The organism is Thermosynechococcus sp. QS41 (genome assembly GCF_031583515.1).
Lineage (GTDB): Bacteria > Cyanobacteriota > Cyanobacteriia > Thermosynechococcales > Thermosynechococcaceae > Thermosynechococcus.
Genome location: NZ_CP134181.1, coordinates 1412097 through 1426802 on the forward strand (window position 1 = coordinate 1412097; position 14706 = coordinate 1426802).

The window sequence follows — 14706 nt, forward strand, 5'->3', positions numbered from 1 at the left end:
GATAAGGCCAGTTTTAGGGTAACGAATCTAGGGGCGGGGCAAATCAAAGAACAGCACTTTTGTCAGTAAGCCAACTGTGGCCACCAACAAGGTCACTAGGAATCCCCAAAGCCGGGCATCTGTGCCCGCTTGTCGCTTAGAAATATCCTGCAAGGTGGACTCTACCGTATCAATCCGCTGCCCTAACTGTACTTCTATGGAATTGATACGCTGCTCCAGTTTGGCCTCCACAGCCTTCATCTGTTGCTCCAGCTTAGCTTCGACAGCATTGATACGCTGCTCCAGTTTGGCTTCGACAGCATTGATGCGCTGCTCTAGTTTGGCTTCGACGGCGTTGATGCGCTGCTCTAGCTTAGCCTCCACAGCATTGATACGCTGTTCAAGTTTGGCCTCGACAGTATCAATTTTGTCCTCAAGCCTTTGGAATTTCTCGTTACTCGTGGCGATGTGAATATCCAGCTTTTTATCCATGGCTTGGATGGCAGCCTGCATTGACTGCATATCGGCCTGCATCCCTTGGATAGCATCTAAAACTTGGCTCAATTCGGAACGGGTAACGGGTTCAGTCATGATGCTGATGCTTGATTAACGGACGTGGAGGGATTCGAACCCCCGACCCTCAGAACCGGAATCTGATGCTCTATCCACTGAGCCACACGTCCAGCCTTCTCATCATAGCATTAACCAAGGTAGGCTTGCTGAACCCGTGGATCATTCAGGAGATCTGCTGCACGACCGCTGAGGGTCACTTGACCCGCTTCAAGCACATAACCGCGATCGCCCAATTGTAAGGCTAGGTGCGCATTTTGCTCGACCAGTAGCATTGTCATCCCCTGTTGCCGCAGTTGTGCCAAGATGGCAAAAATTTCCCGTACTAAATTGGGCGCTAAGCCTAAACTGGGTTCATCAAGGAGCAGTAAGCGAGGACGACTCATCAGGGCACGAGCGATCGCCAGCATTTGTTGCTCACCGCCACTAAGGGTTCCCGCCAGTTGGTATTGCCGCTCCCGTAGTCTAGGAAAGCGCTTGAGTTGTTCTTCGAGGTCTTGTGCAATCTGCGCCTCATCTCGACGACAGTAGGCACCGAGAAGAAGATTGTCGCGTACGGTTTGGCGGGCGAGAACCTGACGCCCCTCTGGACAATGGGCAATGCCCAGCCTCACTAATTCATGGGGCGATCGCCCTGCAATCGATTGACCGGCAAAGCGAATGGTACCTTCACTGGGAACGAGTTTAGAGATGGCACGCAGCAGGGTGGTTTTGCCAGCACCATTGGCACCCACAAGGGTAATGCACTCGCCGGCTGCAATGGCCAGACTCACCTCGCGCAGAGCGCAAATGCCACCGTAGTGGACACTCAGGGACTCAATTTCCAAGATGCGCGCTTGAGAAGTCATCCCCTAGGCCGTGGTCTGTGATTCCTCCGTATTGGGGGAGCTACCCCGCGCCTCTTCCCATTCAGCAATAGCGGCATTTTCGGTTTGGGCAGCAGCACTGGTGACGAGGGCGCTAATTTCCCGAGGAGAGAACCCTTCTTCCAGTAGCTCCATATAGATAGGATGGAGGTTGCGTTGCAGTTCTTTGAAGATGGCGCGGGCGCGATCGGTATAGCGAAAGTTTTGGTCAAATAAGCTGGCCATCTGAGAAATCCAAGAGCACTGCCACTATCCTAAATCCTATCGGCACACCCATTGCCAGTGGTGGCGCGGACTTTTGTTTTCTTTCCCTTGGGCAATGATGGCAAGTCAATTTGTTATTCATTTTTCGATTGAACTTGACTTGAAGGTGCTGGTGTTGTTAAAGGATGTGTTCCTGTAGATACACCTCAGCCTTGTCCGTAGTCAGCGGTGGGGCAAAAAGATAGCCTTGGCCAGAGGGACAGCGCAGCGATCGCAACAGTTGCAGTTGAGTTGTGTTTTCAATGCCCTCGGCAATGCAATCGAGGTGGAGGTTGCGCGCCAGCACCAAAATCGTGTGAACGACCTCTAGATCTTCTTGGCTGCGATCCATTTGGGAAATGAAGGAGCGGTCAATTTTAATGCCATCGAGAGGCAGATTGCGTAAATAGCTCAGGGAGGAATACCCAGTGCCAAAGTCATCAATGTTAATGCGCACCCCCATCGCCTTCAGCTCGGCAAGAATTTCGCGGGCAGAATCCAAGTGCTGCATCAAGGTACTTTCAGTAATTTCTATCTTTAGAAAGTGCCCTGCTAAATGGTAATGCTCAAGGGTTTGTTGAATCTCAGCTACAAGGGTGGGCAACGAAAATTGGTTGGCGGACAGATTGATACTCATCGTAAAGCCCACGGACTGAAGCTTGGGATAACGCTGTTGCCACTGCTGCAACTGTTCACAGGCATTGTGCAAGACCCAGCGGGAGAGTTCAAAAATCAGCCCCGTTTCTTCAGCGACGGGAATAAAAACTTTGGGGGAAATCAGCGTATCCCCCTTTTGCCAGCGCAGGAGTGCCTCAAAACCTTTGAGAGATTGGCTCCGGAGCTTGACGATGGGCTGATAGTGGAGGACAAAGTCCCCCCGTTCAATCGCTTGCCGCAGTTCCACTTCTAAGTACAGGCGATCGCGCACCTGTTGCAGCATCACAGGATCAAAGACATCAATGCGATTGTGTCCCTTGGTTTTAGCGTGGTACATGGCCATGTCAGCATCCCGCAGCAGTTCCTCACTACTGGTGTAATGGGGGTTACCCATCACAAGACCGATACTCACCGTGCTGTACAGGGTGTAGTGATCGATTTCAAAGGGATGGTTGAGGCGATCCTGCAGTTGGTGGGCAATGGCTTGGGCATGTTCTATCCCCTCAATATCATTGAGCAAGACCGCAAATTCATCTCCCCCTAGGCGTGCCACTACGTCCTGAGGACTCACACAACGCGTCAGCCGCTGAGCAAAGGCTTGGAGGAATAAATCCCCTGTGCCATGTCCCAGACTGTCATTCAGGGTCTTGAAGCGATCAATATCCAAACAGAAAACAGCATAGTGGTAGTGGGGGTGGTCGGCTGCATAGCTGAGGGTAAGGCGCAACTGCTCCTCAAAGAACCAGCGGTTGGGTAAATGGGTGAGGCGGTCATGGCGGGCTTGGTAGAGGAGTTGGGCTTCGATTGCTTTGCGCTCTTGAATTTCCGCTTGCGCCTTTTGATAGAGTTCTGCTTGCAGGATGGCGATCGCCAACTGGGTCGAAATTTGCTTAATCAGTTCAATTTCACTGTCTTGCCAGTTGCGGGGATGGGCGCATTGATGACAGATGAGCAACCCCCACAGCCGCCCTTCGACAATAATCGGTACCACTAGATTAGCCTTAACCTGATAGTGCGCCAGCAAATCGCGATAGCAGGAGGTAACAGGCGCTGTGTCTAAATCATTTACCACATGGATGCGACCGCGCTTGTAGGCTTCAATGTATCGCTCTGTAAAGCAGGAATCCCCCACCACGTCCCCAAGAGCCGACAACCAAGGGGGAACGACGGCTTCAACATCCATAATGCCCCGCCAATCCTCGAGGAAACGATAAACGAGCACGCGATCGCAGCCCAAGAGTTCTCGCACATCCTTGACGGCAGCTTCGAGAATCGTGGCCAGATCAAGGGATTGGTGAATGTGCTGGGTAATTTGTACCAGCAGGCGATCGTACTGGGCTTGGCGCAGAAGTTGTTGTTCCACCTGATGGCGATCGATGGCATGGCGGAAACTGCGCGCCAGCAAGTTGGGACTAAGTTCCTGAAAGCTCAAGTAATCCTGAGCACCACTGTGGAGGATCTGCGTGGCCAGATCCGGACGATCGCTGGGATCAATCACAACTAAGGGTAAGTGTGGATAGCGTTGCTGGAGTGTTTGCACTGCTTTAAGAACGTGATCCCCTTGAGCAATGAGGACAAGGAGATTGGGCTTGGCCTGAGCAACCACCCCGGGGGTTAAATGAGAATACGGACAGGTGTGAACTTGATAGCAAATGTAATCAATCTCGGCGAGATGGGGATATAAAATTTCACCCGATTGGGGGATGTTTTCGATCAGTAATATGTTGATGGATGGCAATAAGCATTTTTTTTGAGGATATTTTTGCGCAGAGTCTTCTGCGACGACTTCAACGGTCGCTAGTGGTTCTAAAGGGCAGTCATCAACAGCGGACAAAACAAGGAGTTTCTCAATCATTGCTAAGTCATCATTCAACACATTAAAATCACAAACTATACAAAAACTTATCAAGGAATATTATTTGTTGCTTCTTCCTAAGTCCATCATACAGCCCTTTTCTAAACTATTGGAGCAGCGATGGCGCTTCATCCCCTCAAAGAGCGGTTTTGAGGCTTTTCTGACCGTGATCCCGTCACTGTGAAAAGGGGTGGGGATCGCTGTGAGATCGTGATAGAGAACACGTTTAGACTGCTATCAAAATTGCTAGGTTAGGAGCAGCATTCCCCAAAGGCAGGGGGTTGATCATTGTGCTGCAAAAACAACTTCAAAGCTGGCTGCGGGTTTCTTTATCGACATTGACGCTGGCGATCGCCCTTGTAGTTTCCCCATCCCCGGGTCTCGCCCAGCGGGATTTGATCCCCATTGACGGTTCCGATGAGGATATTCAGCTTCTCTTTGATCTGGTTTATTATCCGCGCCGCGATCCTGCCCGTTTTCGGCTGCAAAACAGTGCTGAGGTGGAAGCCTATCAGTTGATTCGCACCATTTTGCGTACGGGCACGACCCTCTACATCCGGCAGCGCCAAGATGATAATTACGGCTCCTATAGTTTTAGTCGCGATCGCTTGATCTTGCGTCCCCGCGCCCTTGCCCATTGGCCAATTTTTATCGAAACGCTGCGCCACGAGGGCTGGCACGTCGTTCAAGCCTGCTTTGCCGCCAAACGAGATTTGGATTCCTTGGTGCCCGTGGGCATTCGCGTCAGCCCCGGTATCGTCGCGGATCTCTACCGCAAGAGTGGCTATAACCCCGAAGACATTCCAATTGAGGCCGAGGCCTTTGCTGCTGAGCGGGTACCCAATATGACATTGCAGGGGCTACAGCGCGAGTGTGCCGACTGGATCAACCGCCCCAGCAAGAATTAGAGAGAAGAACGGGTCGATGCACCGCAATGCCGACAATAGGGTAAGTGGCGATAGGTGGGCTGCTGACAATTGGGACAGGGCATCCACTGCAAATAACCACAGTGGGGACAGTGTTGATCGAGATCCCGCAGTCGTTTGCCGCAACGGACACAGCGGAGTTTTTGGACTCGCCCTGCCGCCTGTCGCTGTGGATTGAGGAAAAGAGCTTGCGCCACTTTAATCATGCCAAACCCCACCGCTGGAATCAGCAGGATATAGAGGTAGCTGACCAAAAAAAGCAGACCGCCAAAGAGAGCAAGAATGACATTAGCCAGCCACTCAAAGAGGGCTCCCACCTGCAATAGTTCAAAAATCTTCAGCACCAAAGGAATCAAGAGGATCACCAGTAGGTGCCAACTCATGAGGGCAAGCAGGCCATGGCGGTGGCGATCGGCAAAACGATGCACCAGCAGGGCGATCGCAATCAGCGGTAATAGAAAGAGGGCTTGTAAAACAAATTGGAGACTGGGATACCAAAACTGAGAGCGCTGATATTGGTTCTCAAGCTGGGCAAAGGTGGCGTCCTCGGCTAAAAATTTCAAGAAGGCTTGGCTATCGGCTTCTTGGAGAATCGCCTGTTCAAGGGCCGCCATCTCATTTTTGAGAGCGGCAATTTGGCGGTTGTTGGCCTCAAGGGTGGCTTTGGCCTTGGCAGCTTCCACCAAGTTGATCGATTGATCCGGGGGTTGCCCCGCAAGCTGCTCTAATAGTGTCGAGTCATACTCTTCACGAATGCGGGCATTGGTGGCCTCGAGGGTTTGAATTTGTGCCTGTTTCTGCTGTCGTTGCTGGAGTCGCTCCCGATGGGTAGGGCGGTTGACGGCATCTTGATACTCTGCATAGGTGAAGCAAATGGCGGAGATGGTTCCCAGTTTGCCCTTGCTGCTTTGTTGTAGGCGCTCCACAGCGGTCTGGGGCGGGGGGGCAAGGCTAATCTGCTGCTCTAGAAAACGAATGTCGCGCTCCCTAGCGGTGTCTTGGCGATAGGCTTGCCAAGGGGCATAACAGGGCTGGGCTTGACTGGGACTCAAAGGCCAATTGCTAATTTCGCTAAGGCCACTAAAGACATTAATGAGGATAAAAATATCCACCAAGATAATGACAATGAGACTGACCCAATTCAGGGGTTCGTCATTGACAAGGCGCGATCGCCGCCAAAATCCCCGCCAGAGTCGCCTCAACCCGCTTGTGATATTCATGGCAGCGTAAACCCAAAGGCAAGTTTTACCCGCTCTAGGGTTGCATTGGCCACGCGGGCGGCCTGTTCTTGGCCTTTTTTGAGCAAATCCTTGAGATAGCGGGGGTCTGCCATAATCTCTTGGTATCGCTGCTGAATCGGTTCTAGGGTAGCAATCACCGCATCGGTGAGGAGGGGCTTAAACTGTCCCCAGCCCATATCGGCACATTCTGCTGCCACTGCCTCTTTGGTTTTTCCCGTGAGTACTTGATAGAGACTCAGCAGGTTATTGGCTTCGGGGCGATCGGGATCGTCAAAGGTCAAGCCACGAATCGGGTCAGTTTTGCAGCGCTTGATCTTCTTGCGAACCTCATCCGGCGAGTCCAAAAGGTTAATGCGACTCAGTTCCGAGGGATCCGACTTCGACATTTTCTTGGTGCCGTCGGTGAGACTCATCACCCGTGCTCCCGCCTTGGCAATCAAGGGTTCCGGTAGCTTGAGAATTGGCGGCTGATTGCGGGCAAAGAGGTAGTTCACACGAGCGGCAATATCGCGGGTCAGTTCCAAGTGTTGCTTTTGATCTTCCCCCACAGGAACTAGATCGGCATCGTAGAGCAAAATATCCGCGGCCATGAGCACAGGATAGTCCAGTAGTCCTGCCGCCACGTTTTCCCCCTGCTTGACGGCTTTTTCCTTGAATTGAATCATGTCCTCCAGCCAGTTGAGGGGGGTAATGCAGTTCAGTAACCAAGTGAGTTCGGCATGGGCGCTGACGTGGGATTGGACAAAGATGGTGGCGTGGGCTGGGTCAATGCCACAGGCCAAGTACAGAGCAGCAACAGTATAGGTATTAGCCGCCAGTTCTGCGGGATTGTGGGGGACGGTAATGGCATGTAAATCCACCACACAAAAGTAGTTCTCATAGTCCGCTTGCCCCGCCACCCAGTTGCGAATGGCTCCGAGATAATTCCCCAAGTGCAAGCTACCTGTGGGCTGGACTCCCGAAAGCACCCGTTTTTTGGTCACCCCAACCTCCTCTAATTGTGTTCCTACTATGCTACAGCCCTTTTCCTATGGATGGAACACGGCTTAAACGATGAAAGCCCCTATCCCATGGCAGGGTCATCTGGGCTTGCCCAATGCCCGCAGGGATCTGGGTGATGATATTGCTAACTTGGCGCTGAGTCCTGCTGGGTCGCTTTAGTGCGTGCTTCTAACTCTTCAAGGCGGCTTTTTAGAGTTTGATTTTCCTTTTGTAACTCGTTGAGGGTGGTCTCAAGGGTCTTGAGGCGGTCATCGCTGCCAAGGGCTTTCTGAACTTTGGCGATTCCTTCATCAACTGATCGTTTGATACGGCCGTCGGTGGTGCGATCGCCCAGCTGCTGCAGCAGGCCTAAAACTTGGGGATGGTCAACTTGACTCAGGGCTTGGACAACGGCCATCTGGGTAAAGAAAAAGGTCTCGTGGCTGAGTTGCTCTAGCCGTTCCAGAATTTGTTGCAGTTGGGGATGGTGGCGATCGCCAATGGTGCCAAGGGTACGAATGGCGGCCAAGCGTAGGGGTTGCGGGACATCAATAGCGGTGTAGTCAAGAACCAAATTCACCGCCTCTGGAGACTCCTTGAGTTGCCCCAAGCCAGCGATCGCCCCACAGCGTACCACCTCATTCCAGCCTTGTCGTTTTTCCAAAGCCTTCCGCAGTCGTTTCAGCACTTTTTCGAGCTTGGGTTTCGGTTGCGGTTTGGCAGCGGCAATCACACCAATTCCCTTCAGGGCGGCAGCTTCAACGCTATAGCTGGGGTCGCCGTGCTTGGCAATGGGCTTGAGAAGTTCGTAGGCTTTGGCGGACTTAAACCCAGCAATGGCCTCCACTGCGGCGGCACGAACATGGGGGTGATCATCGGCTAGTGCCAGCTTGAGCGCCTCTAAGCTTTGATCCAGTTGAATCGTGCCCAGCACTTTGGCAATTTCACGCCGCACTCCCCAAAAGGGTTCCCGTTGCAGCGCCGCCGCCAAGGTTTGCACAACTTCTAGGTTTCCTTTTTTGCCTAGGGCAATGGCAGCTTGAACCCGCCCCAAAACATCGGGGTCGTACTGCAGTTGGGCTTTGAGTTCAGGGAGGGGGTACTCTAGGGTAACGGTTTTGAGGGTATGGTTGCCGGCATCAAAACTCACAAAGGTGGGCTGCTGCGGTAGGGGTAGATAGAAGGTGTGCTCTGGCTCATGAATGCGCAGGGGAATGATTTTGACCGTCACCTGCCCCTGATCATCCACCGTACCGATGCCAACAGGGATGCGCAGATCAAAGAGGTTGCGCTCTAGGGGCGTGACCCCATCGGTCACCTGCTGCTGCTTGACGGTAAGAACGGCTAATTGATCGGCTACCTCCCAGCGATAGCTCACATGGAAGTCGGGATGTCCCCCACGAAAAACGTATTGGTCAAAGAGGGGAAGTAGGTTGCGCCCAGTGGCCATTTCAATCGCCCGCAGCAGATCCACCGTTTCCACAGCTTGGTGGGCGTAGGTGCGGACAAAGGTTTGAATGGCTTTCCAGAATAACTCTTCTCCGAGTTCCTGGCGGATCATGTGATAGACACAGGCGCCTTTTTCGTAGAGGTGGCGATCGTAGAGTTCAATGGCTTCGCGATAGACATGGGTGACAATGGGGCGGCGGTAGCGATCGCTATCCTCACTGAGGTAGTTGCGCAATTCCCCAAGGCGATAATAGGCGGCAAAATCAGCGCCATATTCCTCCTCAAACCAGAGCACCTCGGCATAGGAGGCCATGCCCTCCTTGATCCAAGCGTGAGACCAGTGCTTGATCACCACCAGATCGCCAAACCACTGGTGTGCCAACTCATGGGCCACTAAACTTTCACTGCGAAAATCTTCAGCGGCGGCTCGCTCATCCAACAAACAGCGGTCTGTCAATAGGGTTGTCGAGGTATTTTCCATGCCGCCAAAGATAAAATCGGCCACACAGACTTGGGCATATTTGGGGTAGGGATAGGGATAGCCGTAGATGCGGCTGAAAAAGTCCATCATCTTTGGCGTTTTGCCCAAGGTGCGGCGGGCATCAGCAGCGCGATCTTTAGCAACGTAGTAGGTGACGGGCTTCCCCTGCCACTGGTCATCAAAAACCGCAAAATCCCCCACCGCTAGGGTCATCAGATAAGTGGGATGGACCTGGGGTTGATACCAGTGAAAGATTTGCCACTCTCCCTCGCTGTAGCAGGCACGCAATTCCCCATTGGAAATGGCCTGTAAGGGTTGGCGCACCCGCGCTCGTACCTCTGACGTCGCCAGCTGCCCAGGAGAATCAAAGCAGGGAAACCAATAGCGGGAGTCCTCATCTTCCCCTTGAGTCCAAGCTTGGGGGGGATCAGTGGCAACAAAGTACAATCCCCGCTGGGGTTTCTGCAGACGGTAGTCAATAGTGATCACCAGCACCTGATCTGGGTGAATCCTCAAGCTCGCATCAAGAGAAATATCCAGAAATTCACCATCGTAGTGGAAGGCTTGGGGTTGGTGCTGCACAGTCACACTCTGGATCTGTTGCCCCACGGCATTGAGGCGCAGCTGGCGCACTTGGGAGTGCAATGGTCGTAGATGGATATGACACTGTCCCCAGCATGCCTGGGTCTCTAAATCTAGGGTCAAGTCCAAGCAGATATGTTCCACCTGCCCCACTCGATCGGGACTGTAGTGGGGACGCGCACCGCTGAGGACAAAGGATTTGGCTGGAGTGACATCAAGAGTCATAGGTCATGTTGAGCCGCACTTGCTCTTAGTCTAAGGGGCATCAATCGAGGAGTTCAACCACCTTATAGCGACTGGTATGACCCTTAATCAGCTGAATACGGGACTTGGGTACCTGAAAATAGGCCGCCAAGACAGCAATGAGTTCCTCATTGGCTCTGCCCTCAGTAGCTGGGGCACGCACCGCCACCACTAGCTGGCCATCAGAATTCACGGAAACAGAAGACGTTCTTGCATTGGGTTTGACCACCAGATGGTATTTTTTCATGCCCTCCTAGCCTGAAGCATGGGCACAGATGTGCTGCCCAATTTGCTTGTCAATTTTCATAATGTGATTCACTAACCAGTCTGCTAACTTACCATGGATCCGGGTGGCGATCGCCGCATCCGCTTGGCTGTCGCGGTACTGCTGCTGCAGCTCTTCAATCATCTCGATGAACTGTTTATGGGCGCAGCGGTTAACTTCTGCTAGGGGGCACTGGTATTTTTCAGCACAGCCTTCTTCATTCCCGAAGTGCCACTCTGCATAATACTTCATGAAAGCAATTAGCTGTTTAATCGCAGCGCTTCCCCGACCCTGTTCAATGGCATCCGCCAGATCATTGACAGCACAGACGAGTTCCTTGTGCTGTATATCAATCATGGGCACGCCGGTCTGCAGCTGCTCTGTCCACGCGAAGCGTTGCATTGTTTTTTATCCCCCTAGACCGATTGCGGGTGGGTTTTTGTTTTCAGAAACGTAAAGATTCCCTCTAGAAAGGAGGAGCTAATTTCTGTTGTTTCAATGAGTTCTGGTTCCCTAGGGCTGGCGGCGGGAGCAGCAATGCCAGCAATTTCCTCGGCAATCCCCACCACTATTAGGCGAAAACAAATTTTTTGCACGTCTAGTATGGGTAAGTTCAACGCTTCACTGATTTCTTGGAGGGTTTTGGTACCGTTAGCGTACTCCCACACTTGCCACTCATGATGATTGAGGCGGTAGGGGGGCTGTCCTTCAATCGTGCTGGCAATGGTTGAACTCGGCAAGGGTAGCTTGTCCATTAGGGCTGTCCAATCCCGCAGCAGTCGTAGACCCGCCAAGGAAATTTCCATGGGTGAGGCACTCAGTCCCGTCATTTCGCCAAAAGGCAGTGGATGGTTGGCATCGAACTTAAACCAGCCCTCATTGAGACTAAAGAGGTGAGGAATCGGTGTCAGTACCTGTTGCTTGAACAATAGCCGCAGCTGTTCTGGCTCAAGGGCACCTTGGGTTTTCAAGCACAGTCCAAGGGATCCGGTTAGGGAACAAAAGGGTAAGAGGCGTTGAATGGTAGTTGGGCGCAGCCAGCCCCGCTGCTCAATGAGCCGTTGCAATCCTTGGTGATCCAAGGTCGTTGTTGCGGCTACAATTTGACCCAAGCGAAAGAAGATATAGTACTCCTGCATTTGGGGAATCAGCGGCATCATCCCCGCCATTTCCACGGGCTTAATGGAAAGGCAACCCGTTTTTTGCCCCTGCTCCAGAAAACGGAAAATTTCCCCCAGTGAAAACTCTGATAGATAACCGGTGATTTTCATAGATTCCCCCTAATAAGTTGAGTGATTCTGCGTTCAGTTACGTGGCTAGAGCACTGCGGTTTAATTGCGAGGATTGGGCACTGGCATAGGCTTGAATGAGTGCCATCATGGCAGCGGCAACGGAAGACTGATCCAAAGCATTCACAGGCACCATGGGTGGGCGACGGTGGGGACTCAAGTAGCCAAGGGCGATCGCGATCTCTTCAGCAGGCCACGCATTGGGATTATCGGCATGGCTCAGACCCACTAGCATTGGAATCTTTGTGCGATGGCGCATGAAGGCCAAAATCCGCCGTGCCGCTCGAAAATCTTGGGGACGGTGAGAACTGACCAGTAGGATAAACGCATGGGCTTTGCGAATAAGAATATCCCACATAAAGTCAAAGCGTTCTTGACCAGGCGTGCCATACAGATGCAGGGCAACATTAGGACCAAACTGCAGCCGCCCAAAATCCATCGCTACCGTTGTCTTTTCCTTGAAAGCAGCAATTTCATCCGTTGCCTTGCGATCGGTATCCACCACCTCAATTTCGCTGATGGTACGGATGAAGGTGGATTTGCCTGCGCCCACTGGTCCTGTGATGACAATGCGCATAATTTCCATGGGTTGGCACCTCAATTACGGCAAAACACAGAGGAATCAGGCTGGTCTAAACATTCACGGCTTGCCCCATACCCATAAGTTGGGTTTGCAATTCAGCCAGAACATTTTTAATTTCAAGGTTGATAATGCCCAATTTGGCAGAGGCATCCGCCAGCACAAGGAAAACCGCATCTTCGGTGCAACTGGTGAGAATGCCATACCCACTGGCACCCTCTACAAGGATGCGCTCGATTTTGCCCCGGCTTAGCTCTCGTCCAATACGTTCCCCCAACGACAGCATGGCCGCTGACATCGCTGCCACCCGTTCATCATCCATTCCCCCCGGCAAGGTTGCCGCCAGCGTCAGACCATCGGGAGACACAAGGGCGGCTCCTTGGACATTACTGGCATTGGCAACAAAGTTTTGCAGTGTAGCTTCAAGTTTTGCGGCATTAATTGGCATAATCTAATCCTCGTAAAGATATGGGAACTTTTTGAACAATGACTGCTAGGTGACCTACATGGCAGCAGCCCCTGTGGCAATTAGTCGTTGAAACAGTGCTTGGGTCCAACCGGTTTCCTTAAGAACCGCTTGGGAAGACACCTCGAAGTAGGCCTGTTCAATAAAGGCAAGATCAATCATGCAAATTTTGCCTAGGGCATCACTGAGGGCCTCGGATTTGTTGGCTTCCCTTAACTTATGTCGCACGGCGTTGACAACAATTGCCATCGCGGGTACCACATGCTGTGGCCCAATGCCAATGCGCACGTGAACCAGACCAATTTTCCAGCGTCGCTCAGCGTAGGCCTTGCCCCAACCATCCATCCCTGTGAACATTTCATGGAACCAGTCGATGAAGGTTTGATGGAGGCGATGAATGCGTCCTTCTGTGGCGTTGAGAATGGCATTCATCTCTTCATCCCGCCCTAGGTAGTCATAAAAAATGTCGGCCATTTGGGGGGCAATTTCCTTTCCCCACGGTGCTGCCTCTGCCAACAGGGATTTGTCTGCATCGGTCAACTGGACTCGCCGTACCATCGTTGCCATAAAATTGACTGGCTCAATTGTCATCTCTTTCGCCTCGAAACACTGAATAACTTTAATTACTAGATCAGGTGAATTGACTGGGCGTCCGTGATTCAGTGATTAGAATCAAGTCAGGCACTTACTCCTGCAAGCTAACAAACAATATTCGGAAAAGCTGAAAATTTTAGAAACAATTAAAGATTCCCCCTTAAAAATCCAAGCACTGCTGGTACAGACCCCTGCATTAGATGCTTGAAAAGCGCTTCCTCACTCCACGACATGCAACCTCAACTCAGATTTAGCCAATTTCACAGGGACTCAACACAGAAATACAAAGTTGCTCCTCATTTTAAAAAGTGTGAAGTTAGCTTACTTATCACTCTGCGTTGCAGAAACAGGCTGCGGTTAATGCAGAGTATTCCCCTGACTTTCTAATGAAAAGTATAGATTTCTCTGTAGTTCCTTGACTGTATTTCTCGACACACTACACAAAATAATAATGATTAGATACATTTTTTAATTATTCTTTAGTTTTTTAATTCGCTTTGTGTGGAAATGAAAGTAACTTTTACAAAATATCCCCAATGCCTTGATCCCATGGCACGGAGTATGCCACCCTTGCATTGTTATCCATCTAGGATGCTTTGAGTCATCGTAGGTATTTATCTTGAGCAAGGGAGGATAGTTGTATGTCCGATCGCTTGACCTACCAAGGCGAAATGGAAACGAAGCTGCAACAACTCGGTGCCCAGCTTGACCAACTCAAGGCAAAGGCGGATCAAGCGGGTGAAGATGTCAAGGCAGATATTGAAGCTAAAATTGAAGCCCTCAAGGCCAAACGCGATGAGATTACTCAGCAATTGGCTGCCCTCAAAGAAGCGGGCGATGATGCTTGGGAGTCCCTCAAAGCAGGGTTCCAGAGTGCGTGGGATGAGTTGAGCAAGGCCTTTGAGGAAGCAGCCAGTAAGTTTAAGGGTGAATAACTGTTTTCTTAGCTCCAGCCCTCAATGGTGACATCGACGCGATCGCCCTCGTGGGATAGGGGCGCAATGTTAAGGTAATACAACGGCTGATCGGCAGAAAGATTCCGCAGCCAATGGAGACATTGGGCATCCACATGGACATAGGAGCCGGTTTCCACGGGGGTACGGATCAAGGCGGTTGCTGCCACAGAACTCGCAGGAGGCGTCATCGGGCAGGTAATGAGTTCACCAACTCCCGACACAATCAGAAAGATGTCATCGCCTCGATGGTGATAGTGGGGATAATTGGCTTGTCCGGGTTCAATGCGATAAAGGCTAGAGGCTAATTCCGGATTGTGGTGATCCAAAGGACAAACGGCGTAGCCTGGCCGCTTTGGTGTCCAAGTTTGACAGCGCTCAACCAACTCAGGAAAAGAAAAAACTAACATCGTGCCTTTAGGACAAAATACTCAGCATTGGCTTATTGTATCGCCAAGCGATCGCGCTATCCTAGCCAATGGCCGC

The 14706-nt window shown here is 51.7% G+C and carries 16 protein-coding genes and 1 tRNA gene; 2 read left to right on the forward strand and 15 right to left on the reverse strand.

The features are described 5' to 3' along the window. Positions 1–27: 27 nt before the first annotated feature. The 5 genes from RHJ80_RS06855 to RHJ80_RS06875 form a co-directional block, all read right to left on the reverse strand. On the reverse strand, positions 28–570 hold the full coding sequence (locus RHJ80_RS06855; protein ID WP_310800630.1) for a hypothetical protein: 543 nt from the start codon (positions 568–570) through the stop codon (positions 28–30). Between the two features lie 19 nt (positions 571–589). After that, a tRNA-Arg gene (locus tag RHJ80_RS06860) sits at positions 590–662 on the reverse strand. Positions 663–680: 18 nt separating this feature from the next. Further along, entirely contained in the window at positions 681–1397 is a 717-nt protein-coding gene (locus RHJ80_RS06865) for an ABC transporter ATP-binding protein (protein ID WP_310744384.1), read from the reverse strand. A gap of 3 nt (positions 1398–1400) precedes the next feature. Then, the gene (locus RHJ80_RS06870; protein ID WP_310744385.1) at positions 1401–1640 is read right to left on the reverse strand and encodes a hypothetical protein; all 240 of its coding nucleotides are present in this window, start codon (positions 1638–1640) and stop codon (positions 1401–1403) included. A gap of 157 nt (positions 1641–1797) precedes the next feature. Continuing rightward, positions 1798–4053 carry an EAL domain-containing protein gene (locus tag RHJ80_RS06875; protein ID WP_310800632.1) on the reverse strand — a complete coding sequence of 752 codons (2256 nt, stop codon included), beginning with the start codon at positions 4051–4053 and terminating at the stop codon, positions 1798–1800. Positions 4054–4460: 407 nt separating this feature from the next. Here RHJ80_RS06875 and RHJ80_RS06880 point away from each other — a divergent pair, with 407 nt between their 5' ends. Beyond that, positions 4461–5078, forward strand: coding sequence for a hypothetical protein (locus RHJ80_RS06880; protein WP_206199524.1), 618 nt, complete (start codon positions 4461–4463; stop codon positions 5076–5078). On the opposite strand, the gene RHJ80_RS06885 is transcribed toward RHJ80_RS06880, so the two are convergent. From RHJ80_RS06885 to RHJ80_RS06925, 9 genes are all read right to left on the reverse strand, one after another. Then, complete coding sequence (locus tag RHJ80_RS06885; RefSeq protein WP_310800633.1) at positions 5075–6316, reverse strand: zinc ribbon domain-containing protein; 1242 nt, start codon at positions 6314–6316, stop codon at positions 5075–5077. The genes RHJ80_RS06880 and RHJ80_RS06885 overlap by 4 nt on opposite strands. After that, the gene (gene trpS / locus RHJ80_RS06890; protein WP_310742804.1) at positions 6313–7320 is read right to left on the reverse strand and encodes a tryptophan--tRNA ligase; all 1008 of its coding nucleotides are present in this window, start codon (positions 7318–7320) and stop codon (positions 6313–6315) included. Before trpS ends, RHJ80_RS06885 begins: the two co-directional genes overlap by 4 nt. Before the next feature lie 143 nt (positions 7321–7463). Then, complete coding sequence (locus tag RHJ80_RS06895; RefSeq protein ID WP_310800634.1) at positions 7464–10055, reverse strand: M1 family metallopeptidase; 2592 nt, start codon at positions 10053–10055, stop codon at positions 7464–7466. Between the two features lie 40 nt (positions 10056–10095). Continuing rightward, the gene (locus RHJ80_RS06900; protein WP_206199527.1) at positions 10096–10320 is read right to left on the reverse strand and encodes a DUF167 domain-containing protein; all 225 of its coding nucleotides are present in this window, start codon (positions 10318–10320) and stop codon (positions 10096–10098) included. A 6-nt stretch (positions 10321–10326) separates the two neighbouring features. Next, positions 10327–10740, reverse strand: a complete 414-nt coding sequence (locus tag RHJ80_RS06905) for a hemerythrin family protein (RefSeq protein ID WP_206199528.1) — start codon at positions 10738–10740, stop codon at positions 10327–10329. Positions 10741–10754: 14 nt separating this feature from the next. Then, positions 10755–11609: a DUF4388 domain-containing protein gene (locus tag RHJ80_RS06910; RefSeq protein ID WP_310800070.1), complete on the reverse strand. Its 855-nt coding sequence runs from the start codon at positions 11607–11609 to the stop codon at positions 10755–10757. Positions 11610–11646: 37 nt separating this feature from the next. Further along, entirely contained in the window at positions 11647–12213 is a 567-nt protein-coding gene (locus RHJ80_RS06915; protein ID WP_302676372.1) for an ATP/GTP-binding protein, read from the reverse strand. Positions 12214–12259: 46 nt separating this feature from the next. Beyond that, a complete protein-coding gene (locus tag RHJ80_RS06920; protein ID WP_206199531.1) occupies positions 12260–12655 on the reverse strand; it encodes a roadblock/LC7 domain-containing protein in 396 nt (131 codons plus the stop codon). A 54-nt stretch (positions 12656–12709) separates the two neighbouring features. Next, entirely contained in the window at positions 12710–13264 is a 555-nt protein-coding gene (locus tag RHJ80_RS06925) for a protoglobin domain-containing protein (protein WP_310800635.1), read from the reverse strand. Positions 13265–13908: 644 nt separating this feature from the next. Here RHJ80_RS06925 and RHJ80_RS06930 point away from each other — a divergent pair. Continuing rightward, on the forward strand, positions 13909–14202 hold the full coding sequence (locus tag RHJ80_RS06930; protein ID WP_206199533.1) for a hypothetical protein: 294 nt from the start codon (positions 13909–13911) through the stop codon (positions 14200–14202). Between the two features lie 8 nt (positions 14203–14210). Here RHJ80_RS06930 and RHJ80_RS06935 read toward each other — a convergent pair whose 3' ends face one another. Then, positions 14211–14630 carry a cupin domain-containing protein gene (locus RHJ80_RS06935; RefSeq protein ID WP_302676371.1) on the reverse strand — a complete coding sequence of 140 codons (420 nt, stop codon included), beginning with the start codon at positions 14628–14630 and terminating at the stop codon, positions 14211–14213. Positions 14631–14706 lie beyond the last annotated feature (76 nt).

Coding starts and splice junctions, on each gene's coding strand:
- RHJ80_RS06935 (WP_302676371.1), bottom strand. CDS start 14,630: ATGTTAGTTTTTTCTTTTCCTGAGTTGGTTGAGCGCTGTCAAACTTGG.
- RHJ80_RS06865 (WP_310744384.1), bottom strand. CDS start 1,397: ATGACTTCTCAAGCGCGCATCTTGGAAATTGAGTCCCTGAGTGTCCAC.
- RHJ80_RS06915 (WP_302676372.1), bottom strand. CDS start 12,213: ATGGAAATTATGCGCATTGTCATCACAGGACCAGTGGGCGCAGGCAAA.
- RHJ80_RS06870 (WP_310744385.1), bottom strand. CDS start 1,640: ATGGCCAGCTTATTTGACCAAAACTTTCGCTATACCGATCGCGCCCGC.
- RHJ80_RS06920 (WP_206199531.1), bottom strand. CDS start 12,655: ATGCCAATTAATGCCGCAAAACTTGAAGCTACACTGCAAAACTTTGTT.
- RHJ80_RS06895 (WP_310800634.1), bottom strand. CDS start 10,055: ATGACTCTTGATGTCACTCCAGCCAAATCCTTTGTCCTCAGCGGTGCG.
- RHJ80_RS06930 (WP_206199533.1), top strand. CDS start 13,909: ATGTCCGATCGCTTGACCTACCAAGGCGAAATGGAAACGAAGCTGCAA.
- RHJ80_RS06905 (WP_206199528.1), bottom strand. CDS start 10,740: ATGCAACGCTTCGCGTGGACAGAGCAGCTGCAGACCGGCGTGCCCATG.
- RHJ80_RS06925 (WP_310800635.1), bottom strand. CDS start 13,264: ATGACAATTGAGCCAGTCAATTTTATGGCAACGATGGTACGGCGAGTC.
- RHJ80_RS06855 (WP_310800630.1), bottom strand. CDS start 570: ATGACTGAACCCGTTACCCGTTCCGAATTGAGCCAAGTTTTAGATGCT.
- RHJ80_RS06910 (WP_310800070.1), bottom strand. CDS start 11,609: ATGAAAATCACCGGTTATCTATCAGAGTTTTCACTGGGGGAAATTTTC.
- RHJ80_RS06900 (WP_206199527.1), bottom strand. CDS start 10,320: ATGAAAAAATACCATCTGGTGGTCAAACCCAATGCAAGAACGTCTTCT.
- RHJ80_RS06885 (WP_310800633.1), bottom strand. CDS start 6,316: ATGAATATCACAAGCGGGTTGAGGCGACTCTGGCGGGGATTTTGGCGG.